We start from the raw sequence: 24,372 nt of genomic DNA on the forward strand, positions 1-24,372 counted from the left end.
ATGGAATTTTCGGTCACGTTCCTGATCTTCTTTCACCAGCTGGCGCTCGGCGGACTCTTCGCCTTGGCCGCCACTCCGTTCCACGAGCTCGACCGGGCGTTTTACAAGTCCACGGGCGCGGTTCTTCTGGTGATGGCCCTGTTCAGTTTCGGAGGACGGGTCTCGCTTTACCTGGGAGCCCGGGAACCCCTGCGCGACGGGGGCGCTGCGCTGATCCTCGACGCGTTGTTCGTCGCCGCCTTTGTCTGCTATCTGGTTTCCCTTTGGCTCGAGAGGCCGCTATTCCGCGCCCGAAGCTTTTCCACCGCCATCCTCAGCGGGACTGCCGCGCTGGCGTTGAGCGCCGGCTCATTCGCCCGCGGTCCGGTCTGGTCGCTGGAGAGCCTGATCTACCCCGTGAGCTTCGTTTTGTCGGCCCTGCTGCTCGGGAGCGTCACGGTCGGTATGCTTATCGGCCACTGGTACCTGATCGATACAGGCCAGAGCATCGAGCCTTTCGTCCGTATCTTCCGCTTCTTTGTAAAAAGCCTCGCCACCCAAACCGGCTTCCTGGTTCTTTGCGGCCTCCTGTTTCTTGCGACCGGGGGCGGTACCGCCGCGGCTATAGCGCGGGCCTGGGAGAGCCATCCCCTCCTGCTCGCCGCCCGCTTCCTCGTCGGTCAGGCAGCGCCTTTGTTCCTCTCGTGGATGATCTGGAAAACCCTTTTGATTCCCCACACCATGGCCGCGACCGGACTTTTTTATATTGCCCTGCTAGGGGTTTTTGTCGGGGAGATCCTCGGAAAGCAGTTGCTGGCGTTGACTTCGCTACCGTTTTAGCCGGGGTTTTCGGTTTCGCCGGAAGATCGGGGATAAGTCTTGATCTTGGTAATCCTGAGCCCGCTCGGCGTCCAGCCCAGATCGTAGCCGACCGGTTCGCCCTCTTTCAGATCCGCGGTGGACCTGGCAGCCCCGCACAGGATCACGAAATCGTAAGAAAACGGGATCTCGCGCCCGCTTTCCGTCCTGACCACGCCGGTGCTGTTCGACGGGAACAGCTTTGTGATCACCCCGCGGTGAAACCAGTCTCGAGTCGCGAGATCCGACTTCTCCTCGTCCATACTCCGCGACGCCTCCGATAATCGGCGGCGCGTCAAAGGTTGCGCCCGCCGAGAGGATGCTTCCGGCTGGCGATCTTTTTTTGCAGCTCCATGAGTCCGTCGAGGACCGCTTCCGGTCGCGGCGGGCAGCCGGGAACATAGACATCGACCGGAATGATGCGGTCGATCCCCTGGACCGTGGCGTAGTTGTCGTAAAAGCCTCCGCTGGAGGCACATGCCCCGAAAGCCATGACCCATTTCGGTTCCGACATCTGCTCGTAAACTCTTTTCAGGACCGGAGCGAGCTTGTGATTGACCGTCCCGATGACCATGAACAAATCGGCCTGACGCGGGCTGAACCGCGGCAGGAGCGCCCCGAATCGGTCGATGTCATAGGGAGACATGGAAAGCGACATGTATTCCATGGCGCAGCAGGCGGTAGCAAACGGGTACGGGAAAAGAGAGTACTTCCGCGCCCAGCCGATCGCCTTGTCCAGCCTGGTGAGGACCACCGTCTCGGCGAGCAGCTTGTCCGGCCCGAACCTATCCTTTTGGCCGAGGCTTTGCGTATTCATGTCAGCAATTTGAGGCTACTATTTTTCGCCCCCGGGCTCAACCGCGCCAGGGCGAACCGAAACGGCCGCCGGCGTGTCTCTCCAGGGAAAAAAGCCCGAGGGCCTGAAACAGTCTTCGGGCGGGGCTTCAGGTGGATGGAGTTACAGTTTTACGACCTTTACGGCCTGGGGCCCTTTTTCGCCCTGGGCGATTTCGAACTCGACGACCTGTCCTTCGTTGAGAGTCTTGAACCCCTCTCCCTCGATGGCAGTGTAATGGACGAATACGTCCCCCCCGCCCTCTTTCTCGATGAAGCCATAGCCCTTGGAGTTATTGAACCACTTGACCCTGCCGGTTGGCATCGATCGAACCTCCCGCTCCATGCTTAGTGCGCGATTTTCATCGGACCATCCCCCTCCCCCGACCGCTCCCCGCGCACATCCGTCGCGAGCCGGCGCGATGACCACCAGGAGAAAGCTGGGGCGGGTCCGTTTTTGTCCGGGAACGGACATTAGTGAAACCCCCGCGCTCTTGTCAAGAAGAAATTTGCTCGCCGCACCCGGCGGGGTTTCCCGGTCCGACCATCCGGACACGCTCAAAGGCCCTTCCGAGCCGCCCCGGAGCATGGGGTGCGGGACGGGGTTGGGCGCGTCTTGCCCAGGATTTGAGCAGATGTAAGGTATTGTTTTTACTTTTCTATTGACCGGTGATTGCCGGATTATGGACGCGAGAACATTTTTTTATTGACTTCGGTTAATTTTTCCATTAGATTTAGCGTAGTTAGCTTGGTCCTTGAGCGATGGCCATTTATACACCCCTCACCAAGAAAGAAGCCGCGTGGATCGCTGACGAGTTTCTGCTGGGCGATCTCACGTCGTATACGGGGATCCGGAACGGCTCGGTCAACACCCATTATCTCCTCGAGACCAAGCGGGGGCGTTTTTTCGTCAAGATCGATGAGGTCAAGGGAGAACTGGAGGTCAAGCAGGAGCTCGATCTCCTGTTTTATCTGAAAAAGCAGGGCTTCCCTTGCCTGCAGCCGATCAAGACCAAGACGGGTAGGTTTTACGTCGAGATTCAAGGAAAAATCGTCACCGTCAGCCGCTACCTCGAAGGGGTGGAGTTGCCGAACGAATCACTCACCCCGGCGCACCTGAGCCTGATGGGCAACGCGCTCGCCAACCTCCACCTGATCGGCAGGGGGTACAAGAAAGGCATCGAGAACCGCTTCGGCTTCAACCGTATCCTGGCCATCTACCGCGAAGCGCGACGGCAATTGCCCGCCCATTTGAAGAATATCGTGCGGGTGCTCGACGACGAATTTTCGTACCTCGAGAACTATCTCGACAATAATCTGCCGAAGGGTATCATTCACGGCGATTTATTCCCCGATAACGTCAAGTTCAAGGGCAATCGCCTGACCGGCGTCCTGGATTTCGAAGCGGCTTGTCGGGGGAAACTGATCTACGACCTTGCGACCGCGGTCAACGCCCTTTGCTTCCTGGACGGACGGTATCGCATCGAGCGGTTCGAACCCCTGATCGCTGGCTACGAAACTCTCCGGCCGCTTTCGCTGCCGGAGTGGGATTCCTTTCCCAACGAGCTGCGCTTCTCCGCGTTGAGATTCACGGTAACGCGAATCAAGGACTTCTATCTCCGCAAGGCCGACGACAGCCAGCGGATCTACAAGGACTTCAAGGAATTCTACGACCGGCTCTTGATCCTTCGAAGGGAGAAAAGCGGGGGCATGGAGGACATCCTGCTGGCCATGGCGACCGGTTACGACTACCGCAAATACCAGAAGTCGAAACCGTCGAAATAGCTGCTCCTTTTCTGTCTACGCGACCGAATCCCTGGGAGATTGCTCGAGCTTACCGATCTTCACACGGCTGTCGTGCCGAATCGAGCGCATCACCCCCACCAGCGTCAGCATGGTTCCCAGGAGAAACATCCAGCGCCCTCCGTTCAGCACGATGTAAAAGAAGTTGAGCTTGACGCGGGCCGCGTTGTATTTCTCCCGGTCTTCCGTGATCCTACGCAGCACCTCTTCGTTTTTCTGGTGGTCTAGCTCCTGAAAGCTGCGATAGCTTTCCTCCAGCCCCGTTGGCGTAGTCTTTTGCAAGAGTGCCTGGTATTTGGCCGTTTCCACCGCTCCGACCGCCCAATTGCCGATGCCCATGATCAAGGCGACGATCCCGGCGATCAGCACATAGCTGGAGTAGAGGTCCCGCGCTTTCACGCAAGCGAGGTTACCAAAAGCCCGCCAGCCGGTCAATTTCGCCTCGGGTTGCGCCGGCGCGCCGGCCGGCTTAGGATGCCGTCATCATGGCCTGCTATGTGATCGGCGACATTCACGGCTGCCTGAACGAGGTACGCCGCCTCGTCGAGCAGCTCAATCCGGGCGCGTCCGATCGCCTCGTTTTCCTCGGGGATTACATCGACCGGGGACCGGATTCGGCAGGCGTGGTCTCCTATCTGCTCGATCTCCGCAAGTCGGCGCTGTGCGACACCGTTTTTCTGAAAGGCAATCACGAGGACATGTTGATGGCCTATCTCGGCTTGCCCGGCGAGCACGGCGACGCGTTCCTGTACAACGGCGGCATCGCCACTCTCTGGAGCTACGACATCTCCCCGACCGAAGCCGGGCTCGCCGCTGCGCGCCTTCCGCCCGATCATATCGAGTTCTTCAAGACACTGCGCCCTTATTACATTACCGGCGAGTTTCTTTGCGTTCACGCGGGCGTCCACCCGCAAAAATCCCTGGAGGATCAGAGCATCGCCGACATGTTGTGGATTCGCGCCGAGTTCATTCGCAACCCCCACTGCTTGCCCTATACGGTCCTCTTCGGCCATACCCCGACACAGGAGGTGTTTTTCGATCTTCCCTACAAAATCGGCCTGGATACGGGGCTGGTGTACGGCAACAAGCTCAGCTGTCTGGAAATCGAGAAAAAGGTTCTCATCCAGATCGAGCGCGGGGGCAGGAAGATCCGGCGAACCGCCGTCGGGTCGAAGTGGGGCGGGCGGGTTCGTCGGGCGCCTTGAAGTTTTATCGAAGGCAGCTTAGTTTAACTTCCTGCGTGGCGGTGTAGCTCAGCTGGTCAGAGCACGCGGCTCATATCCGCGGCGTCGTGGGTTCGACTCCCTCCACCGCCACCATTCCTTTCCAGGCCGGCGCGGCGTCCTCCGGCCTCGCGCAGCCCAACGAGCGCTGCCTTTTCCACGTTAGCTTCCTCCGCTGCGACGGGCGCCCCTCGATGCTCTCCCCGCTTCCTCGGGCGAAGGTTTTTCGTTTGACACCGGGAAGTTCCCGGTGGCACAGTGGGCGCGACTCGAAGCAATCCCAATGCTGCCTGCAAACCTCTCCCACGCTCAGTGTTTCAGGGCAATCGGGCAGTCCTTGGAATCTCTGGGAATCGACACGTTCGAGCTTCGCAGTGAAGGCCATCAGTATCTGATCCACCCGGCGCGAAGCACGATGGCTCCGCCGCCCTCGCGCGAAAGTTCGATCCGGAAATTTCTCAGCGCGATCCTCGCGTCTCGAACCTCCGATTCCGCCTCGGCGCCCCCCGCGGAGCCGAAAACGTCTCTCTCCTATTCCTTCTCGACGATTCTGTGGCTCGACATCCAGGGGCGCCTCCGGCGCGGTAAGAGCCAGGAAACCCCCAACGCTTACCAGGTTTCGCAACTTCTCAGGGTGATCGGCGACCACCTTGACCGCAAGCAGGCGGAAAAACCGACCGTCTGGCTGTCGGCTCATTCCGCGACGGTCGTTTACGAGCACGGGTCCGGCCGCCGGTCCGCGCGCGATACGTTCACCGTCGATGAGCTCTACAACCGGGCGGTGCACATGTACCTGCGGCGCCGCCGAAGGGCTCGCGGAGAGGCCTAGCGCCCCGAGCGAGCGTCAATACTTGAACGACCAGGCGTGCTGCCGGTAACGGCGCTCGGCCAGCTCGTCGATCCTTGCATACGGAACGGCGATGAGCGGCTCGCGGGCATCCCAGAGACGCTTCAGCCCTTCCCGGACCTCCGCGGCGGGGAGGCCAAGGTTCCCGAGAAAGGAGCGATGGTCGCGGTCGCCCCGGTAGGGAGGCCGGCGGGAAGGCATCCGCAGACAGGCTTCCACCATTTCGACGTCGAGATCGAGGAGAAACGTGCCGTGAATCAAAGCGCAGCGCCGTTTGCGGTACTGGGCGTTTCCCGAAAATTTCCGCCCGTGCGCGGTCAGGTCGCTGGTCCCCTGGACGGCAACTCGCGTTCCGGCAAGCCGCTCGAAGAGCTCCGCGTGACGGCGGAGCACGAAGCGGAACGCATCGCCGATCGTCGCCAGCGAGCCATCCGCCGCGTAGCTCAGGACGAGAGCATAGTTGAGGCAGCCGGGTCCCTGGAGAACCGTGCCGCCGCCGCTCACGCGGCGCAGGATCGGAACGCCTCGCCGGGCGCATGCCTCGGCGTCGACGTCGGCGCTCATGCGGCTCGAATGGCCGAGCACGACGAAGTAGCTCGGCGCCTCCCAGAGTCTGAGGACGCCGCAACGGCTCGCGTCAGCCTCGCACCACTCGATCAGCGCTTCGTCGCAGGCGAGATTTCGCGCGGGATCGGAGAAGCTCAGATCGAGATATTCCATCGAGTTGTGTTGATTTTGCTTCCGTTTTGTTGTCTGCTGTCACCATAGTAGGGAGAAATCCGGAATGGAAGCGGAAAGAAAAGATCCGCCCGACGGCGCGGCGATCGAGGGAGGTCGGCCGAATTCCAAGCCGAGCCAGGAGGACCGGCGGAAGTGGCTCGCTTCGCTGGAATACATCCTCGAGTACATCCTGAGAAACGAACAGTCCGAGCAGGCGGCGCTCCTGCTCGACGAGTTGATCGCGCGCCTGCGCGCGTCCGGGCTCAACATCCCCTACACGGTCAACACGCCCTACATCAACACGATCCCAGCTGAAAAGGAACCTCCCTACCCTGGCAATCGGGAAATCGAGAGGCGGATCAAGAGCTACGTGCGCTGGAACGCGATGGCCATGGTGGTCAAGGCGAACCGGCTCCATCCCGACATCGGGGGACATATCTCCACGTACGCGTCCTGCGCGACGCTGTACGAGGTCGCGTTCAACCATTTCCTGCGCGGCGGCGACGACGGCGGGATCGCGGACATGGTCTACTTCCAGGGCCATGCGTCGCCCGGAATCTACTCGCGTGCCTACGTCGAGTGGCGCATCAACGCTCCGAAGCTGCACCATTTCCGTCAGGAGCTGTCACCGGTCGGCGGCCTCCCCTCGTATCCGCACCCCTATCTCCTGCCGGAGTTCTGGCAGTTTCCTTCCGTTTCGATGGGGCTTGCGCCGATCATGTCCATCTATCAGGCCCGTTTCAACCGCTACCTCCGCAGCCGGGGCCTGCTCGATGGCCGGGAGCCGCGGGTCTGGTGTTTCGCCGGGGACGGCGAGATGGACGAGCCCGAGGCCTCCGGAGCGCTGACGCTCGCCGCGCGCGAGAACCTCGACAATCTGATCTGGGTCGTGAACTGCAACCTCCAGCGGCTCGACGGTCCGGTTCGGGGGAACGGCAAGATCATCCAGGAACTCGAGGCGCTGTTTCGCGGCGCGGGCTGGAACGTCATCAAGGTCATCTGGGGCTCCGACTGGGATCCTCTTCTCCAGGCCGACCACAAGGGACTGCTGCTCAAGCGGATGGAGGAGGCGGTCGACGGCGATTACCAGAAATACTCCGTCGAGCCCGGAAGCTATACGCGCAAGCACTTTTTCGGCAAATATCCCGAGCTGCTCGAAATGGTCAATCACCTTACCGACGAGCAGATCCGAAAGCTGCTGCGCGGCGGCCACGACCCGAAGAAGGTCTACGCGGCTTACAAGGCCGCAGTCGAGCACCGCGGCTCGCCCACGGTGATCCTCGCCAAGACCGTCAAAGGGTACGGTCTCGGCGAGGCGGGTGAAGGGCGTAACGTCACGCATCAGCAAAAGAAGCTCAATGAGCGCGAGCTGCGCGAGTTCAGGACGCGCTTCGATATCCCGCTGGCGGACGAGGAGGTCGTGGAGACCCCGTTCTATCGGCCGCCGCTCGACAGTCCGGAAACGCGCTATTTGCTCGAGCGCCGCCGACAGCTCGGCGGCTTCTTGCCGCAGCGAAAGGTGGTCGCTGCGCCTTTGAAGGTCCCTGACGCTTCGTATTACGCGGAGTTCACCCGGGGCTCAGGGCAGCATACCATGTCGACGACGATGGCGATGGTTCGCATGCTCGGCAAGCTGCTGCGCCATGAAGAGATCGGCAAGCGCATTGTCCCGATCATCCCCGACGAAGCGCGAACCTTCGGCATGGATGCCCTGTTCCGGCAGATCGGCATCTACTCCCCGAAAGGCCAGCTCTACGAGCCGGTCGACCGGGAGACGCTGCTCTACTACAACGAGGCCAAGGACGGCCAGATCCTCGAGGAAGGAATCACGGAAGCCGGGGCGATGTCGTCGTTCATCGCGGCGGGTTCGGCCTATGCCAATCTCGGGATCAACATGATCCCGTTTTACTTCTACTACTCGATGTTCGGCTTTCAGCGCATCGGCGACCTCATGTGGGCCGCCGGAGACATCAAGGCGAAAGGCTTTTTGCTCGGCGCCACCGCGGGGCGGACCACGCTGAACGGCGAAGGGTTGCAGCACCAGGACGGGCACAGTCATATCCTCGCGAGCACGATCCCGACGTTGCTCACCTACGATCCCGGCTTCGCATACGAGCTGGCCGTGATCGTTCACGACGGCATCCGCCGCATGTACGCCGACGGCGAGGAATGGTTTTACTACCTGACGCTCTACAACGAAAGCTACGAGATGCCCGAAATGCCGCCGGGCGTGGAGGAAGGTATCCTGAAGGGCCTCTACAGATTCAAGGCCGCGCAGAAGGGCAGAAGCCACAAGGCCCATATCTTCGGCAGCGGCCCGCTGATCCGCGAAGCGCTCGTCGCGCAGGAGATTCTGGCCGAGCAGTTCGATGTGTCGGCCGACGTCTGGAGCGCGACCAGCTACAAGCTTCTGCGCGGCGACGCCCTGCGCACGCGCCGGTGGAACATGCTCCACCCGGCGGCGCCCCAGAAGAAATCCTATCTGGAGTCCCTGCTGCAGAACGAGGAAGGCGTTTTCGTCGCCGTCTCCGACTACATGAAGATCGTTCCCGATCAGATCGCCCCCTGGGTTCCGGGAGGGCTTGCCACGCTGGGAACCGACGGCTTCGGCCGCAGCGATACTCGCGCTCGCCTGCGGCGCTTTTTCGAAGTGGACGCCGCCATGATCGTGATCGCCACGCTTTACGCCCTCTACCAGAAAGGATCGCTGCCCGCCCGGACGGTCGAGGGCGCCATCAAGCGGCTCGGAGTCGATCCCGAGAAGCCGTTTCCCTTCCACTTGTAAAACCGGCTCGATTCGAGAGCACCAGGATGGACGTCAGGCTTCCGCAGCTCGCTGAAGGTGTAGAATCGGGGACGGTGGTGAGCATCCTCGTTTCCGAGGGGCAACAGATCGTCAAAGACCAGCCCATCATGGAGCTCGAAACCCAGAAGGCGGTCGGCTCCATTCCCGCGCCCGAATCCGGAACCGTCACCAAGATCCACGTCCGGGAGGGCATGGAGGTAACCGTCGGCCAGGTCTTGATCTCGATCGCCGCGGTGGCGGAAGCCGGTGCTGGAAGCCGCGAACGCGCACCGGCCTCGGGTGCGACGACGGAGCGACCCAGCAGGACCCTGCCACGGCGCCCTTCCCCCGCCGCCCCGGCCCGCCGGGAACCCGCCCAAGAGAATTACCGCCGCGAGGCCGCCGGCGGCCTGCCTCCCCCCGCCGCCCCCGCCGTTCGCAGGATCGCGAGCCTGCTCGGCATCGACCTCACCCGGGTGCAGAGCAGCGAGCGCGGCGGCCGTATTACCTTCGCGGATCTGCGCGAGTACATTCGACGCCTCGAAGAGACGGCACGCCAGGCGCCGGCGCGCCCGCACGCGGACTCTGCTCCCTCCCGGCTGGCCGCCGTGGACGTCGTCGACTTCGAGAAATGGGGGCCGGTGCGGCGCGAGCGGCTGTCGGCGCTCAGGCGGACGGTAAGCCGGCGCATGGCCGCCTCGTGGACCACGGTCCCGAAAATCGACCAGTTCGGCGACTGCGACATCACCGGCCTCGTCGCGCTCCGTGAGAAGTACGCAAGCGTGTACGATCAGCGGGGCGCGCGCTTGACGCTGACCGCGTTCATTGTCAAAGCCGTGGCGGGGGCTCTGAAGAAGCACCCGCGAGTCAATTCGAGCATCGACGAAGAGGCCGGCGAGATCGTCTACAAGGACTATTACCACATCGGCGTCGCGGTCGACACGGAAGCGGGCCTTATCGTTCCGGTGCTGCGCGATGCGGACAAGAAGAACCTCCTGGAATTATCCGCCGAGCTCCTCCGGCTCACGGAAAAAACGCGACAACGCAAGGTCTCGCTCGAGGAGCTGCAGGGCGGCACGTTCACGATCTCCAACCAGGGGAGCATCGGCGGCGGCTGCTTCACGCCGATCGTCTATGCCCCGCAGGTGGCCATCCTCGGGGTGGGCCGGGGCAAACCCACCCCGGTCGTGCGCGACGGCGAGATCGTCGTCCGTACGCTGCTGCCGCTCTGTCTTTCCTACGATCATCGGGTGCTCGACGGCGCCGATGCGGTGCGCTTTCTGAACGACGTGACGGCGGCGCTCGAGTCCTTTCCCGAGAGCGAGGTCGAGCCTAGATAAGCCCATGGAACCGATGAAGACGGAAGTGCTGGTGCTGGGCGCGGGACCCGGGGGTTACACCGCGGCGTTCTACGCGGCGGATCGGGGCAAGCAGGTGACGCTGGTCGAGCAGAACCGCCGCCTCGGCGGCGTTTGCCTCAACACCGGCTGCATCCCGTCCAAGGCGCTGCTCCATGCCACGGAGATCCTCCGGGAGGCCCACCGTTCAAGGTCGCGCGGTATCGTTTTCGATCCGCCGGGGATCGACCTCGAGCAGTTGCGCGCCTGGAAAGATTCGATCCTCGAAAAGCTCGGCGAAGGAATTCGCACGCTGGCGCAGAAGCGCGGCGTGCGGGTCGTCCACGGCCGCGGCCATTTCGAAGGTTCGCGGACGCTGAGGGTGGAGACGGCGGAAGGTCAGAAATTCATCGCCTATGAGCACGCAATCATCGCGGTCGGCTCCCGACCCGCGATGCCGTCGGCCTTCGACCTCGGCAACAAGCGGATCATGACCTCCACGGAAGCGCTGGAAATCCAGGACGTCCCCGAGGATCTCCTGGTGGTCGGGGGCGGCTACATCGGCATGGAGCTGGGAACCGTTTACGCTGCCCTCGGCAGCAAGGTCGTGATGCTGGAAGCCCTGCCCACCATCCTCTCCGGAATCGATCCCGACCTCGTCCGCCCGGTGCTGCGCGCCGCCCAAAAGGAGTTCAGGGAAATCCGCGTCAACACCAAGGTACTGAAGATGGCAACGGCCGGTAAGCAAATCAAGGTCACCATGGAAACCGGCCAGGAGCGGCGCGAAGAATTGTACGACCGGGTGCTGGTCAGTGTCGGGCGCGTGCCGAATTACGGCGATCTCGGGCTGGAAAACACGGGCGTCAAGAAGGACGAGAAGGGTTTCATCAAGTGCGACGCCCAGCAGCGCACGGACGATCCGCACATCTACGCCGTCGGCGATGTCAACGGCGGCGCCCTGTTGGCGCACCGCGCGGCCAGGGAGGCCAGGGTCGCGGTCGAGGCGATTCTGGGAGAACCCAGCTCGTTCGACGACGTCGTCGTCCCCGCGGTGGTTTATACCGATCCGGAGGTGGCCTGGTGCGGCCTCACCGAGACCGAAGCGAAAGAGCGCGGGATCGAGGTGCGGATCGCCAAGTTTCCCTGGGGAGCTTCGGGCCGCGCTCTCACGCTCGATCGCCCGGACGGTCTGACCAAGCTGATCATCGACCCGGAAACGGAGCGCGTGCTCGGAGTCGGCATCGTCGGCGTCGGCGCCGGAGAGCTGATCAGCGAGGGCGTGCTCGCCGTCGAGATGGGGGCGACGGCGGAAGACATCGCCCTTTCGGTACACCCGCACCCCACGCTATCGGAGACTCTGATGGAAGCCGCCGAAGCGTTCTACGGCACGGCGACGAACGTCTATTCGCGTCGGCCGTGACGCCCCCTGCTCCGGCGCTGTTCTCGCCGCTCCGGCGGTTGGATTTGAGCCGGCGACTGTGGCAGAGTGTGACGTCGTGGCGGAATTCACCGGACCTGCAACGCGAGGCCTGTCTTGATCAACCCCGAACGTCTCAAGAACCTTCTGATCGAGCTGATTAAGATCGACAGCCTGTCGCGCAAGGAGCGCGATATCGCGCTCCGGCTCAAGCGCGAGCTGGAGGAGCTGGGCGCCAGTGTCCTGATCGACGACGCCGGTGACAAGGTCGGCGGCAACGTCGGCAACGTGATCGCGCGGATCGACGGGACGGCCGCGGACGCTCCGCCGCTGCTTCTTTCCGCGCACATGGATACCGTGGTTCCTGGAGAAGGGGTGGTGCCGATCCTGGAGGGCGACATCCTGCGCACGGACGGCCGCACCGTCCTCGGCGGCGACGACAAGAGCGGCCTTGCCATCATTTGCGAGGTCGTGCGCGCGCTTCAGGAGAACAACGTTCCGTACGGGGATCTCGACATCGTCTTTACGATCTGCGAAGAGGCGGGGCTGATCGGTGCCAAGTGCCTCGATACCCGGCATCTGCGCGCCAAGACCGGCCTCGTTCTCGATAGCGATTCGGTTGGCTTCCTCTTCACCAAGGCCCCCGCGGCGAACCGGCTGGAGTTCCACGTACACGGGCTGGAGGCGCATGCGGGCGTCTGCCCCGAAAAGGGCATCAGCGCCATCAAGGTCGCGGCCGAGGGGATCGCCGCGATGAAACTCGGTCGTATCGACCACGAAACCACCGCCAACATCGGCCTGATCGAGGGCGGGATGGCGGTCAACATCGTACCCAATTCCGTGATATTGCGCGGGGAGGCGCGGAGCCACAGCCGGGAAAAGCTCGAGGCGCAGACGGAGCACATGCTGCGCTGCCTCCAGGAAGCCGCGGCACGCCACACGCTGGTTACCGGCGGCACCCGCGTGGCCGCGCGCGTCGAAGCCCGGATCGAACGAGACTACGATCGCATGGAGGTGCCGGACGATTCGGCGATCGTCCGGCTGGTCCGCGCCGCGGCGAAGAACCTCGACGTCGAGATCAAGACCATGGCGACGGGCGGCGGCTGCGACGCGAATATTCTCAATCAGAAAGGGCTCGAGGTGGCGAATCTTTCGACGGGAATGCGCGAGATCCACACGGTCAAGGAGTGGCTGGACCTGAAGGATCTGAATCTCTCCGCTCGAATGGTCTTCGAGATCGTCCGCCTGAACGCGGCCGATCGTGGCGAAGCGACGGCATCCGGTTCCCGGGCTGTCTAGCCGGAAAGGGCCTGCGCTTCACGGCCGGAAGGGCCGGTTCCCCTCTCGCCGAAGCCGTTCCGGCGGCCGTTCGATGAACGTCGACGAGTATGGTTGGGCAAGGCGAGGAAATCGGAAGGCTGCTCAAACAGGAACGAGGCCAATTCCTGGAATTCATCAGCGCCTACGATCACCGGCGGGGGGCTCCTCAGAAAAAAAAGGAGGACGATCTCGCCCGCGAGCTCGTGCGTGTCCTTTCGGGCATGGCGAACGCCGACGGCGGCACATTGCTGGTCGGCGTGGAGCCCGACCGCAGCGTGACGGGGATCCCTTACGATCGCGACGAGATCCATGCCCTCATCCAGGCGCCGCAGACGTTGCTCACGCCGCCGCTGGCCGCGACGACGGAAAAGTTCAATCTCGGCAATCTGCAGCTGCTGAAATTCGAGGTCGGTTCCGGAGTGGAGATCTACCGCGTCTCGGGCGGCCGCTCCTTCTATCGCATCGCCTGCGAAACGCCGTCTCTTCCATCCGAGCAGATTCAACGGCTCAAGGATGCCAAGCGCGCGGTTTCCTACGAGCGGCAGCAGCCTTTCGGCGCGACCTGGAACGACCTCGATGAGGACGCGGTTGCCGCCTTCGCCTCCCGGCTCGACGATCCGCGTGACCCGCGGGTGATCCTGGCGCAGGCCTATCATTTGCTCGACCGCTCCCGCGGCGATCCCGCCCCGAACATGGCGGCGCTCCTGCTGTTCGGCAAGGATCCCGTGTCGTGGCACCCGCGCTCGGGAATCGACTTCGTGAAATACGAGGGAACCGAGCGGCAGTACGGCGCTTCCCTGAACGTCGTGAAGCGAATCCGCTTCGAGGGACCGCTCGTGCGCTTGATCGACGAGGCTGTCGGCCGGATCAAGGAGCACATTCGCGAACGCACGATTCTTTACGATCTTTTTTTTCGCGAGCGGCTCGAGTATCCGACCTTCGCCTGGCAGGAAGCTCTGGTCAACGCCGTAGCGCACCGCGATTATTCCTTGACCGGCGCGTCGATCGAAGTCTGGATGTTCGACGATCGCATCGAGGTGCGCAGCCCGGGGCTCCCGCCTTCCCCGGTCACCCTCGACGAGCTGCGGCGCCAGAAAAGCATCCACTTCTCGCGCAACCCCTTGATCGTGCGGGTCCTCGCCGATCTCGGCTATGTGCGCGAGATGGGGGAAGGCGTGCCGAGAATGTTCCGGGAAATGGAGCATTACGGGCTGCGCTCGCCGGAGTTCTCCACGGAGGGCTTCATGTTTACCGTGACGCTCTACAATACGCCGATCTACGACGATGAGACGCTGCGCTGGCTCAACCAGTTCAAGACGGCCGAGATCAACTTCCGGCAGCGAAAGCTGCTGGCCTACGCCTACTGCCACGGCAAGACCTTTTCCACCGCGGAGTACCAGCGGCTGGCGGAGGTGGACCGGGATACCGCCTACCGGGATATCCGCGGCATGGTGAAAAACGGCATCGTCGCGCCGCTCAAACCCAAGAGCCGAACCTACCGGATCATCGAGCCCTTGTGACGACGCTGCGCTCGCGGGGCCTCCGGCCGCGCCCGGCCGGACGATCCTGAAGCGTCGCGGGGAGCTGCAATGGATTTTACCGATCTCGCTCGACTCGCTTCCGGCCACGCCGAGGCCCGTATCGTGCAGGCCGCCGTTCAACTCGGGGTTTTCGAAGCCCTCGCCGACCGGCCGGAGGACGCCGCCGGCGTCGCTCGCCGACTGGAAACCGAGCCACGCGCCACCGGGCTGCTGCTCAACGCGCTGGCGGCCCTCGGCCTTCTGGAAAAAACCGGCCAGGGCTTCGTCCCGGCACCGGCGGCCCGGCGCTATCTGGTACGCGGGTCGCCGCGCTATCTCGGCGACATGATCCTGTTCGAGGCATCGCTTTGGCGCTGCTGGGAAAATCTCGCTGACGCCGTCCGCTCCGGCCTGCCGGCGCGGCCCCCCGACATGTATCAGGGAGACCCCGCCCAGACCGAGATCTTCATCGCCGCGATGGATTCGCTCGTCCGGGCCCGGGGCGACGCCGAGATCGTCGCCGACGCCCTCGACTGGAGCCGGATCGGCGAGCTTCTCGACGTGGGCTCCGGGCCTGCCACCTATCCCATTTACCTCTGTCGCCGCTTTCCCGCCCTCCGCGTCACGATCTTCGATCTTCCGGGGACGATGAAAATCACCGAGCGTTACGTCCGCGGTTCCGGATTGAGCGAACGTTTCAGCCTGATCGCCGGCGACTACCGGAGCGACGACATCCCGGGAACCTATGACGCTGTTTTTCTTTCCAACATCGTTCACGGAGAAGGGGACGAGCAGAACCGCCGGCTGTTCGCCAAGCTCTCCGGGTGCCTGCGGCCCGGCGGTCTCGTCATCGTCAAAGACCACATCCTGGACGACGACGCCATTCGGCCCCCGGTCGGGGCGGTTTTCTCCATCCTGATGCTGCTCACGACCGCATCCGGCCGCTGCTACACGTTTGCCGAAATCCGGCACTGGATGGAGCAGGCGGGGCTCTCCGGGGTGCGCCGGGTCGACCTGCCTCCGCCGCTTACCTCTGCTTTGGTCGTCGCGACGAAATAGCGCAAGAGACCGTGGGCTCGCTCCGGATCGCTGCTGCCCCGCTCCGCGTTCGGGATTTCTTCGAGGTCTCCGCCGGGCCAACGCCGGTCTTGACGCAGCCGGTGCCGCCGTTGCACATCTCAGCGTGGAGCGGGCGGGTGAATGTGCTAAACTGGATGCGTAACCGCAAGAAGCGAAAGGTCGCGCGTCATCGATAAACCCGAGCAAAAAGGGCACGAGCAGGCGGTTCTCGAAAACCTCAAGCCTGCCTGTCTCTGCAACAAGATCCGCAGGGGAACGGTTCTCAAGGCCATCCAGGCGGGGGCCAGGACCTTCGAGCAGGTGAGCCGCCGAACCGGAGTGGGAACCGGTCCTTGCGGCGGTCGGCGCTGCGGGACCATGGTCCGGGGAATGCTCGGCGAGCCGGTCGTACCGTGTGCCGAATGCGGCTGGCCGGTGCTGGCGGCGGCCTCGCCCCGGGTCTGCCCGCGCTGCGAGTACGCGCGCGAGCGAATCTGACCGCGGCTTACTATTTCGCGAGCGGGTGCGGCCGTAGCTGAAAGTGAACCGCGACGGCCTTGGCCCCCCGACCCCCTTCCTTCAGCCAGGGAGCGCGATCGCCGCTGGTCGTCCACAGTCCCCGCCCTTTCCAGCCGGCCTTCGGGTCATCGATGCGGCCGTCGAACCCCTTGGCGTAAAATCCGAGGGGATACGGAACCCGCAGGACGATCATCTTGCCGTCCTTGAACGCGATCAGCCCGTCGTTCAGATTGCCCGTGGACATCGGCACGTTTTCGCCGAGCCCGAAGGTGTTGTGGTGGTCCACCCATGTATAGTAGCTCGACTCGGCGCTGTTGTCGCCCAGTCCCTGGAAGCCCGGTCCGGGATAGCGGTAAAACGACCAGCCTTCGGGGCAGTGGTCGCCCGTGGCTTTCGGGCCGTTGAGCGGGCCCTTGCACTTCCGGCGGTCGAAGCTGCCCAGATGGCCGCTCGCCAGTGACACCCAGACCACGCCGTTGCGGTCGATATCGGCGCCACGGACGCCGAATCCAGGGAGCGGCACCTTGTATATCTCTGCGAGCGCCGTCTCCGGCGGGTTGGGACCGGGGACGAGACGCACGATCGACCCGGGATAGCCGAACTGCGAGCCCCAGACGGAGCCGTCGACCGGGCTCGGCATCACGGCGTAGAAGCTCGCCACGATTCGCTTGTCCTTGGTCGGATCCACGGGTTGATTGGGCTCGACGTAGGCGTCGCGCCTGCCGTTGCCGTTGGTGTCGAGGACCAGTGCCGTCCAACCCTGGGCCCGCGCGATGTCCCCGGTCTCGTCCAGCAACCGGGTATTGACCCAGCCGACCACCGGACCGCCGCCGCTGGTCCAGAGCGTGTCGTTGGCGTCGTACCCGAACTGCAGATGGTGCGTGCCGAAGCAAGTGTCGACGAAGGTGTACTCCCCGGTCCTGGGATCGAAGATCGTCAGCTGACGGTTGTTTCGCTCGAGCGGAAAGAGCTTCGCCGACGGATGGTCCGATCCCTTTTTGCAAAAAGCCGGATTGTCGGCGTTGCGGAACCTCGCCGCGAACCAGACCCGTCCCTTCCGGTCGAACATCGCATTGTGGTTGTTCGTCTTGTTGCTCCAGATCTTCTCGGAGCCCCAGTACGGCGACGGCTGCATCAGCCGGTCGCTCGCCGCGTGGCCCGGGCCGAGCGCTTCCGATACGTTGGCGTCACGCACCGGCGCAACCATGTTTTTCACGGTGTGCCTGACCGGGTCGAGCACTGGAATGATATCCGTGCTGTATTCCGCGGAACCGTAGAGGGGACCGTAAGCGTTGACTGTCGGATGGCGCCGGTCGGAAGCGATCAGGTCGTGGAGGTAGTGCTTCTCGTCGAGCCAGTCCCAGGTGGTGACGACGATGTTGCGCTCGACGCCCTGCGGGCGCGGGGGCTTGGCATGGGGCAGCTCACCTTTAGCGATGCGATCGGTCCAGTCGGCGAAATACTTGAAGGGAGCGCCGCCGAGGTCCTTGACCAGCGTCGAGAACATCCGGTCCCCTGACTGGCCCGACTGGACCCTGCGGAACCATGCTTCCTCCGAGCTCGCGAACTTTCCCAGCGGATAGGGCACGTTCTTCGGAAACGTCCGGGTCGAGAGCTGGCCCATCTGGTGGCAGCCCACGCAGCTCCGGTTCTTCAGGTGCGTGAGCCATTCCTCCTGCGTCACCTTGGCCGGAATCTTCCCTTTGCCACCGAACTCGTTCTTGTCCGGAATCTTGAGCATCGAATACCAGTAGATCGCCGGATAGTACTGCGCGGCCGCGGCCTCGTTCGGCGCCGCGACGGCCTTCAAGTTGAGAATCCTTCCTGGCCTCGCCTTGACCCTTGGCGAGTCCACGAGCCCGTATCCGCGCACCCAGACGTCGTACGTCGCCTGGGGCAGATCGGGCAGCACGTACCGCCCCTCGTCGTCGGTCACGACCATCCTGGCGAAGCGGGTGGGCAGATCCCTGGTCTCGGCGATCACCCAGACGCCCGCTTCGGGGCCCTTCGCGCCGGTGACGACGCCGCCTATGTCGTCGCGGTCGATGGCGACACCTTTCGCCCCCGCCGGCTGGCCGGCGAGCCCCTTCGCATACAAGCCCGCAAACAATGCGACCCCGACGAGCGCCGCCGCCGGAGCAAAAACCCGCTTCCCTTTCATGGATCCCCCCCGAACTCTTCACCGCGCCCGAGCGCGGCCCCCTCTTCAAGGACGCTACCAGCGATCTTTCCCGGTCGCCCAGCGATCCAGGCTCGCCAGATACTCGCGAAACAGCACCATCCGCATGGCCACGGCCCGGCGCACGCGGTCCTGGCGCTCGTCGGTTGTCGCGTAGCGCTTGAGAAACTCCTGCGGCGCGCTGCCGTGCCCTTCTTCGTCGACCGTGATCTTTCGATACGGCTGCTTGATCCATTCCGGCACCGCGTCGGACCGGAGACACATGGCGATTAAATGGTTGGCGACCGTCTCGCCGGCGAGCGAAAGCGCGGCGATGCGTTCGCAGGTATCGCTCAGCCCTTCCATCGCGTTGAACATCGCGATCTGGGCCGGCAACGGCTTGTAGTCGAACGGTTCTCCGCCGCGATCGCGGATGCGCCTGGACAGCAGCTCCGCGTGGACCATTTCCTCATGCGCCGATTCCGCCATCTGCGCCTTCACGTCGAGCTCGGGCGTGGTCTTGAGCCAGGCGCCGAACAGATCGGCGGCGCGCAGCTCGTTGAACAGCCGGCTCTGCATCACGCGGATCCTCTGCTCGTCGGTTTGCAGAGGAATATAGCTGTAAGCGGGCGGCACGCTCTCCAGAGCACGACAGAATTCGCGCACGGGCCGCAGCAGCTCCTCCAGAAATTCGTCGCCTTTCATCACGGCCATGTTTCCTCGGCCCCGGCGGCGGAGAATTCGCCCCGCTAAGCCTTCCAGCCTTTCTCCGAGATATCGATGCCGTTTCCTTCCGGATCGTGGATTCGATATTCGGCAAACGGGATTCGGTCCGGTCTCTTGGCGCCGCGATCGGCGCCCGCCTTCTCCACTCGAGCTCGCAGCTCCCCGTTGCTGCGCACGTGAAACCCGAAGTGGTTGAGCCCCAATTTCTCTTCCGTCCTCCGGAAGAGCAAGGCGAGATTCAAATAGCCGTCCGAAACGAAAATGGACCCGCGGTCGGTGCCGTCGACTTCCCGCATTTCCAGCACCCGACAGTAGAAATCCGCCAGCCGCCGCGGATCCGGCGTGTACAGCGCCGCGTGCCGGATCGGCGCGGGACCGCGGCTCGGCGAGACGGGGAAGCTCCCGGCGCGACCAACGAGAAGGTTGCCGTCGGGATCCGAGAAAAGCCGGTCGTCCCCGATCTGTTCAGCGACCGGCACAACGCCGGCCGACACGAGCCGGCTCTCGAGAGACGCCCGATCGATGCCCGAAAAGCCCAGCGAGCGCAGACCGGGGGAAACGCCCGGCGTCTGCGCCACAAGCTCCAGGCTGAACTCGCCGTCGGAGAGGCAGACGGCGGCGCCGTCCCCGGGCGCGCTCTGAAGATCGAACGCGCGCCGGTAGAACTCGCTCAACGACACGGGGTCGCGAGCGACGATGGTCAAACGGCGCAACCGAATCATGACCGCAGGTCCCTTCTAGAACATATCGGTGGAATTGACAACCGCCAGCGCCGGCGAGGCCGGGCCGGGCGGCGTTATCGGCAAGATCAGGCTGAAAACGCTCCCGGCTCCGAGGGCGCTGCTCACCCGGATGGTCCCGCCGAGGGCTTTCGCCAGCCTGCGGGACAGGCTCAAGCCCAGTCCGGTCCCGCCGTAATGGCGCGTCGACGAACCGTCGAGCTGGCGGAAATCTTCGAAAATGAGCTCGTGGTCCTTCCGGTCGATTCCGATTCCCGTGTCGGCCACCGCAATTTCCAGACGCGATCCTCCCTCTTCCCGCAGCGTCCGGATCCGCAGTTCCACCTCGCCCCTCTCGGTGAACTTCAGAGCGTTCGTGAGCAGCTGCAGCAGGATCTTCTGCACTTTTCTCGCATCGCTGTAGACGGTCTCGATCCCCGCCTCGATGTGGATTCGGAACTCGATCGGCCTTCCGCGGATGAGACGCTGCGTCATCACCTCCAGCCCTCCCAGGATCTCTCGGAGGTTCACCGGCTCGAGCTGATTCGGCAGCGCGTCCGCCTCGAGCTGGGAAAAGTCGAGCAGGCTGTCCATCAACTGCGAGAGATCCTGGCCGTTGTCGATCAGCCGTTGGAGTATGGCCCGGGAATCGCCCCGGAATTGCGGGTCCAGCAAAATCTCTCCGTACCCGAGGATTGTGCTCACCGGCGTTCGCAGCTCGTGGCAGATATTGGCGACGAACTGTTTTTTCACCCGATCGGATTCGATCAGCTTCCGTTTTGCGACCTCAGCCTCGTCGTAGAGCCGGCGATACTCTTCCTTGGCGGCTTCCGAATCCTCGTAGCGGCTCCCGTTCTCCAGCGCCAGCGCCAGCTGGTCGGTCAGCGTCCCCAACAGGCGGAGGTCCTCGGCCGTGTACTCCCTCCCCCACGCTTTGGCGCCGAAGCCGACCAGTCCCCGCACCTCGTCCTCGAAAACCACCGGAAACAGCACCTCGGCCTCCATCGCCTCGAACATCGCCGCCAGCTCCACGCGTTTCTCCCTCAGCACCGGATCGGTCTCGACCTCTCCCCGGGAGATTCCCTGATAGGCCGAGCGGCCGCGCTCGTCCCAAACCTCCCGGGCGATCGCCGCGACCCTCCCCCCGTCGAGAACCCGCCTGCCGGTTCCCGTAACGACCAGCTCTTTCTTGCCCTGCGGCCGGTAGACGAGACACCCCTGCTGGATCCTGAGCAGCGCGGTCACGCGGGTGATGAAGCCCGCGGCCAGCTCGCGCGCTGTTGCCAGCGACCGCAGGAACAGGCTCACCTCCTTCTGGACTTCGACGGGATCGTATTCCTGGCGGAAGATGAACCGGTCCACCATCGCCTCGATCCGCCGCAGCACGGGATTGAACACCGAAATGACCACGATCGCGAAGAAAACCGGAATCAACGGATCTTTGTTGGTGAGGCCCACCGAGGGGCCGACGAGGAGCACCACGGCGGCGTACAGCACCATCAGCACCAGGAACAGAGCGAAGCGGCTCAGTCCGGCTTTGAGCGCATTGCCGAGATCGAAGAGGCTGTACTTCAGAAGGCCGTAGGCGACCGACAGGGGAAAGAAGATCGTCGGAATGAGCGACACATTGTAGGGAATCGGCCAGCGGAACGAGCTAGCCAACACCGCCCCGAGGGTCGGCAGGAAAAACCCGAAAGCCGCGCCCACCGCCATCACGCGCAGTCGTGATCGTTCCACGTCGGACGAGGCTTCCCGCAACCCCGCGGCGAGGAGCGCGAGAAAAACCAGGGCCGCCGCGCAGGCATAGGCGTAGCCTGCGCGATAGACCGGGGTCCACCAGCCCGCAGGATGGTCGAAGGTCGCGGCGTAGAGCGTCCCGAGCGCGACCGATACTCCGTAAATCGCGCCCACGATCGTGCGGCGGAAACGCCGGAGGCGGCGCGGGTCGGCAAGGCACAACCCGAGGTGGACGCCGGCGCTCGGCGTCAGCGTGAACGCGAAGATCCGGATCTCCTTCGGCCAGGCGCCGGCGGTCACGAAATCGAACGTCGTCCCGAACCAGACGAAGACGTTGACCACCATCCAGCACAGGGGAAAGACCGCCGGCGAGGTCGAGCGGTAATAGTAAGGCGCCGCGCCGATGAGCAGGAACGCGCTCCCCATGAGGAGGAACAAGCCGAAGCTCAGCACCCAGTCGTGGAACGAAAACGTCATCGACGGCACCGCGATCCTGCGCGATTCGCCGCCGCGCTCGATCGTGTACTCGAACGACGTTCCCGGAGGCGCGCTCCGGACGAAGGTATAGAGCTGCTCCCTGTCGGCGATCGGCGACCCGTTCACCTGGCTCACGCGATCGAACGTCTCGAGACCGAAGACGGTGCCGGTCCACTGCGGCAGGAAATAGGGACCGACAGTGAGGTTGGCGTGGACGAAAAATCCCGGGAACGGCCGCTGGACCCAGCGCGCAGCCGAGATCAAACTGGCGAGGACGACGGCCGCGGAGCACACGCCGATGGCGGCTAACCCCGCCGGCCTTTGCCAGGCGCGGTGTCGCATAGAGTCCTCCGAGGAAGAACTGCGAGGCTGCTGCCTTTCGACCACCGGCATTTATCAAGCGCCGCTCGCCGCTGTCAAGCAAAGTCGTCAGGCATGTGGTAGTTCAGCGAAAATGTCACCCCAAAACTGTTCAGCGATTATGTCACCCTCTGAGCTAGGATTTTCTTTGCCAAGGAGGGGGTCGGATGAGCGAGAGGGAGATAAGGGTGAGTCAGCAAGAGTTGCATCGTGTGCACGTGGTGCGGTTGACGTTGGAGGGGCGGGAGGGCGTGGGCAAGGGAGCAAAGCTTTTGGGGGTTTCGGTGCGTCAGATGAAGCGGCTGAGGCGCAAGATGAGAGCGGGAGGAGCTTTGGGCCTGCTTCACGGCAATTGCGGCAAGCCGGCGTGGAACAAGACCCGCTGCGCGACAGTTCAGAAGGTGATCGAATTGGCGGGGGGACGCTATCACGGGTTGAACGACACGCATTTTGCCGAGAAGCTCAAAGAGAAAGAAAAGGTCGACTTATCGCGCTCTACGGTGAGGCGAATATTGCGAGGAGCCGGCATCGCCGCGGTACGAAAGCGTGGGGTAAAGCGCCATTACAGGCGCCGGGAGCGCAAAGCCCAGGAGGGGGCACTGCTGTTATGGGATGGCAGTGCCCATCGGTGGTTCGGGAAGGACTTGGGCGAGTGCAGTTTGGTGGCGGTGATCGATGATGCAACGGGGAAGTTGCTCTACGGCGTGTTTGCACCGCAGGAAGATGCGCAGAGTTATTTGCTCTGTCTAAAACAGATCATCCTGGAGCACGGCATCCCCTGGGCCATTTACATGGATCGTCATGGCATCTTCCATCGCAACGACGATCACTGGACGCTCCAGGAGCAGCTCGCCGGTCAACAAACGCCCACGCAGGTGACTCAGGCGCTTTTGGCTTTAGGCATTCAGCCCCTCTTTGCGCTTTCGCCTCAAGCCAAGGGACGCGTGGAGAGGCTGTTTAATACCCTACAAGATCGCTTAGTCCAGGAACTCAGGCTGGCTCGGATCACTAGCCCTGAAAAGGCCACGCTTTTTCTAAACGGCTCTTTTAGAACCGATTTCAATTGGCGCTTTGGTAAGCCAGCCCGGCAAAGCCAAGGGGCCTGGCGCCCTTTACCTAAAGAACTCGATCTGGATCGGATCTGCAGCTTTCGCTATGAGGCCACCGTCGGCAATGATAATGCCGTGCGGCTCTCAGGAATGATCCTCGATATCCCGCCGGGGCCGCGTCGCCGAGGTTACGCCCAGGCTCGGGTTGAGCTGCGCCAGCTGCTCGATGGTCGCTGGCGGGTGTATTACAAAAACGAGCTGCTTGTAGAGACCCCTGCTCCCGCAGTCCAAACCCCGCTAAGAACTCTGCGGCGCCATTATCGCTGGGCTAAAGAAAGAAAAATCGCAGAGCCAAACAACCGGCGGAAAAAAAGACCGCCGCATTTCGCTTATAACGCACGATCTCATAAGGGACAGTACCTAGAGTACCTCCCAAAATAGCCGTGATCAGAACCGACACCGACCTAAATCGCATCGACCGCTTATGCCAAAGGGGGTGACATTTTCGCTGAACAGTTAAGGGGACATATTGGCTGAACTTCAACAGCAAAGTCGTCAGGCACGATACACCGCCCGAACCCCGGAGCCGGCGCGTGTGCCGGCGAGCGTGAAAAGCGAGCGGCCGCGGGACGCAAGGTGGAAATCGAGATATTTCTTGACATTAGCTCTCAATAAAGCTTCAATATTGACATGAGGCTGGTCGCCCCGCCGGGCAGTTCCCGGTTGTGGGGCTGGCCGGCTCGCTGGCTCGGTCGACCTCGCGGCGAGGACATGGAGGCCGAATGCAGGTTTTGACGCGCTTTCAGCCGATCGCTCGTTCCTTTCGTCGACAAGGCTCGTCTTTCCCATTCCAACTATGACGTCGACGCTCAGAAGAGTGCTCTTGCCGTTTTTTCCAGACTCCAAGATCCAACCGCTCGTTACC

Annotated in this window: 21 protein-coding genes and 1 tRNA gene; 13 read left to right on the forward strand and 9 right to left on the reverse strand. The window is 63.1% G+C overall.

Going from position 1 to position 24,372, the window contains the following annotated elements:
- A complete protein-coding gene (locus VNN77_05155; GenBank protein ID HXG50782.1) occupies positions 1–819 on the forward strand; it encodes a hypothetical protein in 819 nt (272 codons plus the stop codon).
- Here VNN77_05155 and VNN77_05160 read toward each other — a convergent pair.
- The 3 genes from VNN77_05160 to VNN77_05170 all read right to left on the reverse strand — a co-directional run bounded on the left by VNN77_05160 (position 816) and on the right by VNN77_05170 (position 1,996).
- Positions 816–1,100, reverse strand: coding sequence for a hypothetical protein (locus VNN77_05160; protein ID HXG50783.1), 285 nt, complete (start codon positions 1,098–1,100; stop codon positions 816–818). The genes VNN77_05155 and VNN77_05160 overlap by 4 nt on opposite strands.
- A 32-nt stretch (positions 1,101–1,132) precedes the next feature.
- Entirely contained in the window at positions 1,133–1,654 is a 522-nt protein-coding gene (locus tag VNN77_05165) for an NADH-quinone oxidoreductase subunit B (protein HXG50784.1), read from the reverse strand.
- A 141-nt stretch (positions 1,655–1,795) separates the two neighbouring features.
- A complete protein-coding gene (locus VNN77_05170; protein ID HXG50785.1) occupies positions 1,796–1,996 on the reverse strand; it encodes a cold-shock protein in 201 nt (66 codons plus the stop codon).
- 437 nt (positions 1,997–2,433) lie between these two features.
- Between VNN77_05170 and VNN77_05175 the strand changes: the two genes are divergently transcribed.
- The gene (locus VNN77_05175) at positions 2,434–3,456 is read left to right on the forward strand and encodes a homoserine kinase (GenBank protein ID HXG50786.1); all 1,023 of its coding nucleotides are present in this window, start codon (positions 2,434–2,436) and stop codon (positions 3,454–3,456) included.
- A gap of 15 nt (positions 3,457–3,471) precedes the next feature.
- On the opposite strand, the gene VNN77_05180 is transcribed toward VNN77_05175, so the two are convergent.
- Entirely contained in the window at positions 3,472–3,873 is a 402-nt protein-coding gene (locus VNN77_05180) for a hypothetical protein (protein HXG50787.1), read from the reverse strand.
- An 86-nt stretch (positions 3,874–3,959) separates the two neighbouring features.
- On the opposite strand from VNN77_05180, the gene VNN77_05185 reads away from it, so the two are divergent.
- The 3 genes from VNN77_05185 (at position 3,960) to VNN77_05195 (ending at position 5,526) form a co-directional block, all read left to right on the forward strand.
- Positions 3,960–4,679, forward strand: a complete 720-nt coding sequence (locus tag VNN77_05185; protein HXG50788.1) for a metallophosphoesterase family protein — start codon at positions 3,960–3,962, stop codon at positions 4,677–4,679.
- Between the two features lie 37 nt (positions 4,680–4,716).
- Positions 4,717–4,793: transfer RNA gene (locus VNN77_05190), tRNA-Met, on the forward strand.
- A 241-nt stretch (positions 4,794–5,034) separates the two neighbouring features.
- Positions 5,035–5,526, forward strand: coding sequence for a hypothetical protein (locus VNN77_05195; GenBank protein ID HXG50789.1), 492 nt, complete (start codon positions 5,035–5,037; stop codon positions 5,524–5,526).
- A 15-nt stretch (positions 5,527–5,541) separates the two neighbouring features.
- On the opposite strand, the gene VNN77_05200 is transcribed toward VNN77_05195, so the two are convergent.
- Entirely contained in the window at positions 5,542–6,264 is a 723-nt protein-coding gene (locus VNN77_05200; GenBank protein ID HXG50790.1) for a lipoate--protein ligase family protein, read from the reverse strand.
- A gap of 64 nt (positions 6,265–6,328) precedes the next feature.
- Here VNN77_05200 and aceE point away from each other — a divergent pair, with 64 nt between their 5' ends.
- From aceE to VNN77_05235, 7 genes are all read left to right on the forward strand, one after another.
- The gene (gene aceE / locus VNN77_05205) at positions 6,329–9,049 is read left to right on the forward strand and encodes a pyruvate dehydrogenase (acetyl-transferring), homodimeric type (GenBank protein HXG50791.1); all 2,721 of its coding nucleotides are present in this window, start codon (positions 6,329–6,331) and stop codon (positions 9,047–9,049) included.
- A 26-nt stretch (positions 9,050–9,075) separates the two neighbouring features.
- The gene (locus tag VNN77_05210; GenBank protein ID HXG50792.1) at positions 9,076–10,389 is read left to right on the forward strand and encodes a dihydrolipoamide acetyltransferase family protein; all 1,314 of its coding nucleotides are present in this window, start codon (positions 9,076–9,078) and stop codon (positions 10,387–10,389) included.
- 4 nt (positions 10,390–10,393) lie between these two features.
- Positions 10,394–11,806, forward strand: coding sequence for a dihydrolipoyl dehydrogenase (gene lpdA / locus VNN77_05215; GenBank protein HXG50793.1), 1,413 nt, complete (start codon positions 10,394–10,396; stop codon positions 11,804–11,806).
- 114 nt (positions 11,807–11,920) lie between these two features.
- Complete coding sequence (locus VNN77_05220; protein ID HXG50794.1) at positions 11,921–13,102, forward strand: M20/M25/M40 family metallo-hydrolase; 1,182 nt, start codon at positions 11,921–11,923, stop codon at positions 13,100–13,102.
- A gap of 89 nt (positions 13,103–13,191) precedes the next feature.
- Positions 13,192–14,643, forward strand: coding sequence for an ATP-binding protein (locus tag VNN77_05225; GenBank protein ID HXG50795.1), 1,452 nt, complete (start codon positions 13,192–13,194; stop codon positions 14,641–14,643).
- 69 nt (positions 14,644–14,712) lie between these two features.
- Positions 14,713–15,702 carry a methyltransferase gene (locus VNN77_05230; GenBank protein HXG50796.1) on the forward strand — a complete coding sequence of 330 codons (990 nt, stop codon included), beginning with the start codon at positions 14,713–14,715 and terminating at the stop codon, positions 15,700–15,702.
- A 189-nt stretch (positions 15,703–15,891) separates the two neighbouring features.
- Entirely contained in the window at positions 15,892–16,200 is a 309-nt protein-coding gene (locus tag VNN77_05235) for a (2Fe-2S)-binding protein (GenBank protein ID HXG50797.1), read from the forward strand.
- A 10-nt stretch (positions 16,201–16,210) separates the two neighbouring features.
- Here VNN77_05235 and VNN77_05240 read toward each other — a convergent pair whose 3' ends face one another.
- The 4 genes from VNN77_05240 to VNN77_05255 are packed head-to-tail and all read right to left on the reverse strand — an operon-like array spanning position 16,211 to position 22,380.
- Positions 16,211–18,382, reverse strand: coding sequence for a carboxypeptidase-like regulatory domain-containing protein (locus VNN77_05240; GenBank protein HXG50798.1), 2,172 nt, complete (start codon positions 18,380–18,382; stop codon positions 16,211–16,213).
- A gap of 54 nt (positions 18,383–18,436) precedes the next feature.
- Positions 18,437–19,093 (reverse strand): ferritin-like domain-containing protein, encoded by a 657-nt coding sequence (locus tag VNN77_05245; GenBank protein HXG50799.1) that lies wholly within the window; start codon positions 19,091–19,093, stop codon positions 18,437–18,439.
- A 35-nt stretch (positions 19,094–19,128) separates the two neighbouring features.
- Positions 19,129–19,827 carry a VOC family protein gene (locus VNN77_05250; protein ID HXG50800.1) on the reverse strand — a complete coding sequence of 233 codons (699 nt, stop codon included), beginning with the start codon at positions 19,825–19,827 and terminating at the stop codon, positions 19,129–19,131.
- 15 nt (positions 19,828–19,842) lie between these two features.
- Positions 19,843–22,380, reverse strand: a complete 2,538-nt coding sequence (locus VNN77_05255; protein ID HXG50801.1) for an ATP-binding protein — start codon at positions 22,378–22,380, stop codon at positions 19,843–19,845.
- A 185-nt stretch (positions 22,381–22,565) separates the two neighbouring features.
- Here VNN77_05255 and VNN77_05260 point away from each other — a divergent pair, with 185 nt between their 5' ends.
- Positions 22,566–23,888 carry an ISNCY family transposase gene (locus tag VNN77_05260; GenBank protein HXG50802.1) on the forward strand — a complete coding sequence of 441 codons (1,323 nt, stop codon included), beginning with the start codon at positions 22,566–22,568 and terminating at the stop codon, positions 23,886–23,888.
- Positions 23,889–24,372 lie beyond the last annotated feature (484 nt).

This window comes from Candidatus Zixiibacteriota bacterium (assembly GCA_035574315.1).
GTDB lineage: Bacteria > Desulfobacterota > Binatia > UBA9968 > UBA9968 > DATLYW01.

Bases quoted from the DNA above. Each gene is read 5' to 3' on its own strand.
- VNN77_05155 (HXG50782.1), top strand. From the start codon at position 1: ATGGAATTTTCGGTCACGTTCCTGATCTTCTTTCACCAGCTGGCGCTC.
- VNN77_05160 (HXG50783.1), bottom strand. From the start codon at position 1,100: ATGGACGAGGAGAAGTCGGATCTCGCGACTCGAGACTGGTTTCACCGC.
- VNN77_05165 (HXG50784.1), bottom strand. From the start codon at position 1,654: ATGAATACGCAAAGCCTCGGCCAAAAGGATAGGTTCGGGCCGGACAAG.
- VNN77_05170 (HXG50785.1), bottom strand. From the start codon at position 1,996: ATGCCAACCGGCAGGGTCAAGTGGTTCAATAACTCCAAGGGCTATGGC.
- VNN77_05175 (HXG50786.1), top strand. From the start codon at position 2,434: ATGGCCATTTATACACCCCTCACCAAGAAAGAAGCCGCGTGGATCGCT.
- VNN77_05185 (HXG50788.1), top strand. From the start codon at position 3,960: ATGGCCTGCTATGTGATCGGCGACATTCACGGCTGCCTGAACGAGGTA.
- VNN77_05200 (HXG50790.1), bottom strand. From the start codon at position 6,264: ATGGAATATCTCGATCTGAGCTTCTCCGATCCCGCGCGAAATCTCGCC.
- aceE (HXG50791.1), top strand. From the start codon at position 6,329: ATGGAAGCGGAAAGAAAAGATCCGCCCGACGGCGCGGCGATCGAGGGA.
- VNN77_05210 (HXG50792.1), top strand. From the start codon at position 9,076: ATGGACGTCAGGCTTCCGCAGCTCGCTGAAGGTGTAGAATCGGGGACG.
- lpdA (HXG50793.1), top strand. From the start codon at position 10,394: ATGGAACCGATGAAGACGGAAGTGCTGGTGCTGGGCGCGGGACCCGGG.
- VNN77_05225 (HXG50795.1), top strand. From the start codon at position 13,192: ATGGTTGGGCAAGGCGAGGAAATCGGAAGGCTGCTCAAACAGGAACGA.
- VNN77_05230 (HXG50796.1), top strand. From the start codon at position 14,713: ATGGATTTTACCGATCTCGCTCGACTCGCTTCCGGCCACGCCGAGGCC.
- VNN77_05240 (HXG50798.1), bottom strand. From the start codon at position 18,382: ATGAAAGGGAAGCGGGTTTTTGCTCCGGCGGCGGCGCTCGTCGGGGTC.
- VNN77_05245 (HXG50799.1), bottom strand. From the start codon at position 19,093: ATGGCCGTGATGAAAGGCGACGAATTTCTGGAGGAGCTGCTGCGGCCC.
- VNN77_05250 (HXG50800.1), bottom strand. From the start codon at position 19,827: ATGATTCGGTTGCGCCGTTTGACCATCGTCGCTCGCGACCCCGTGTCG.
- VNN77_05255 (HXG50801.1), bottom strand. From the start codon at position 22,380: ATGCGACACCGCGCCTGGCAAAGGCCGGCGGGGTTAGCCGCCATCGGC.
- VNN77_05260 (HXG50802.1), top strand. From the start codon at position 22,566: ATGAGCGAGAGGGAGATAAGGGTGAGTCAGCAAGAGTTGCATCGTGTG.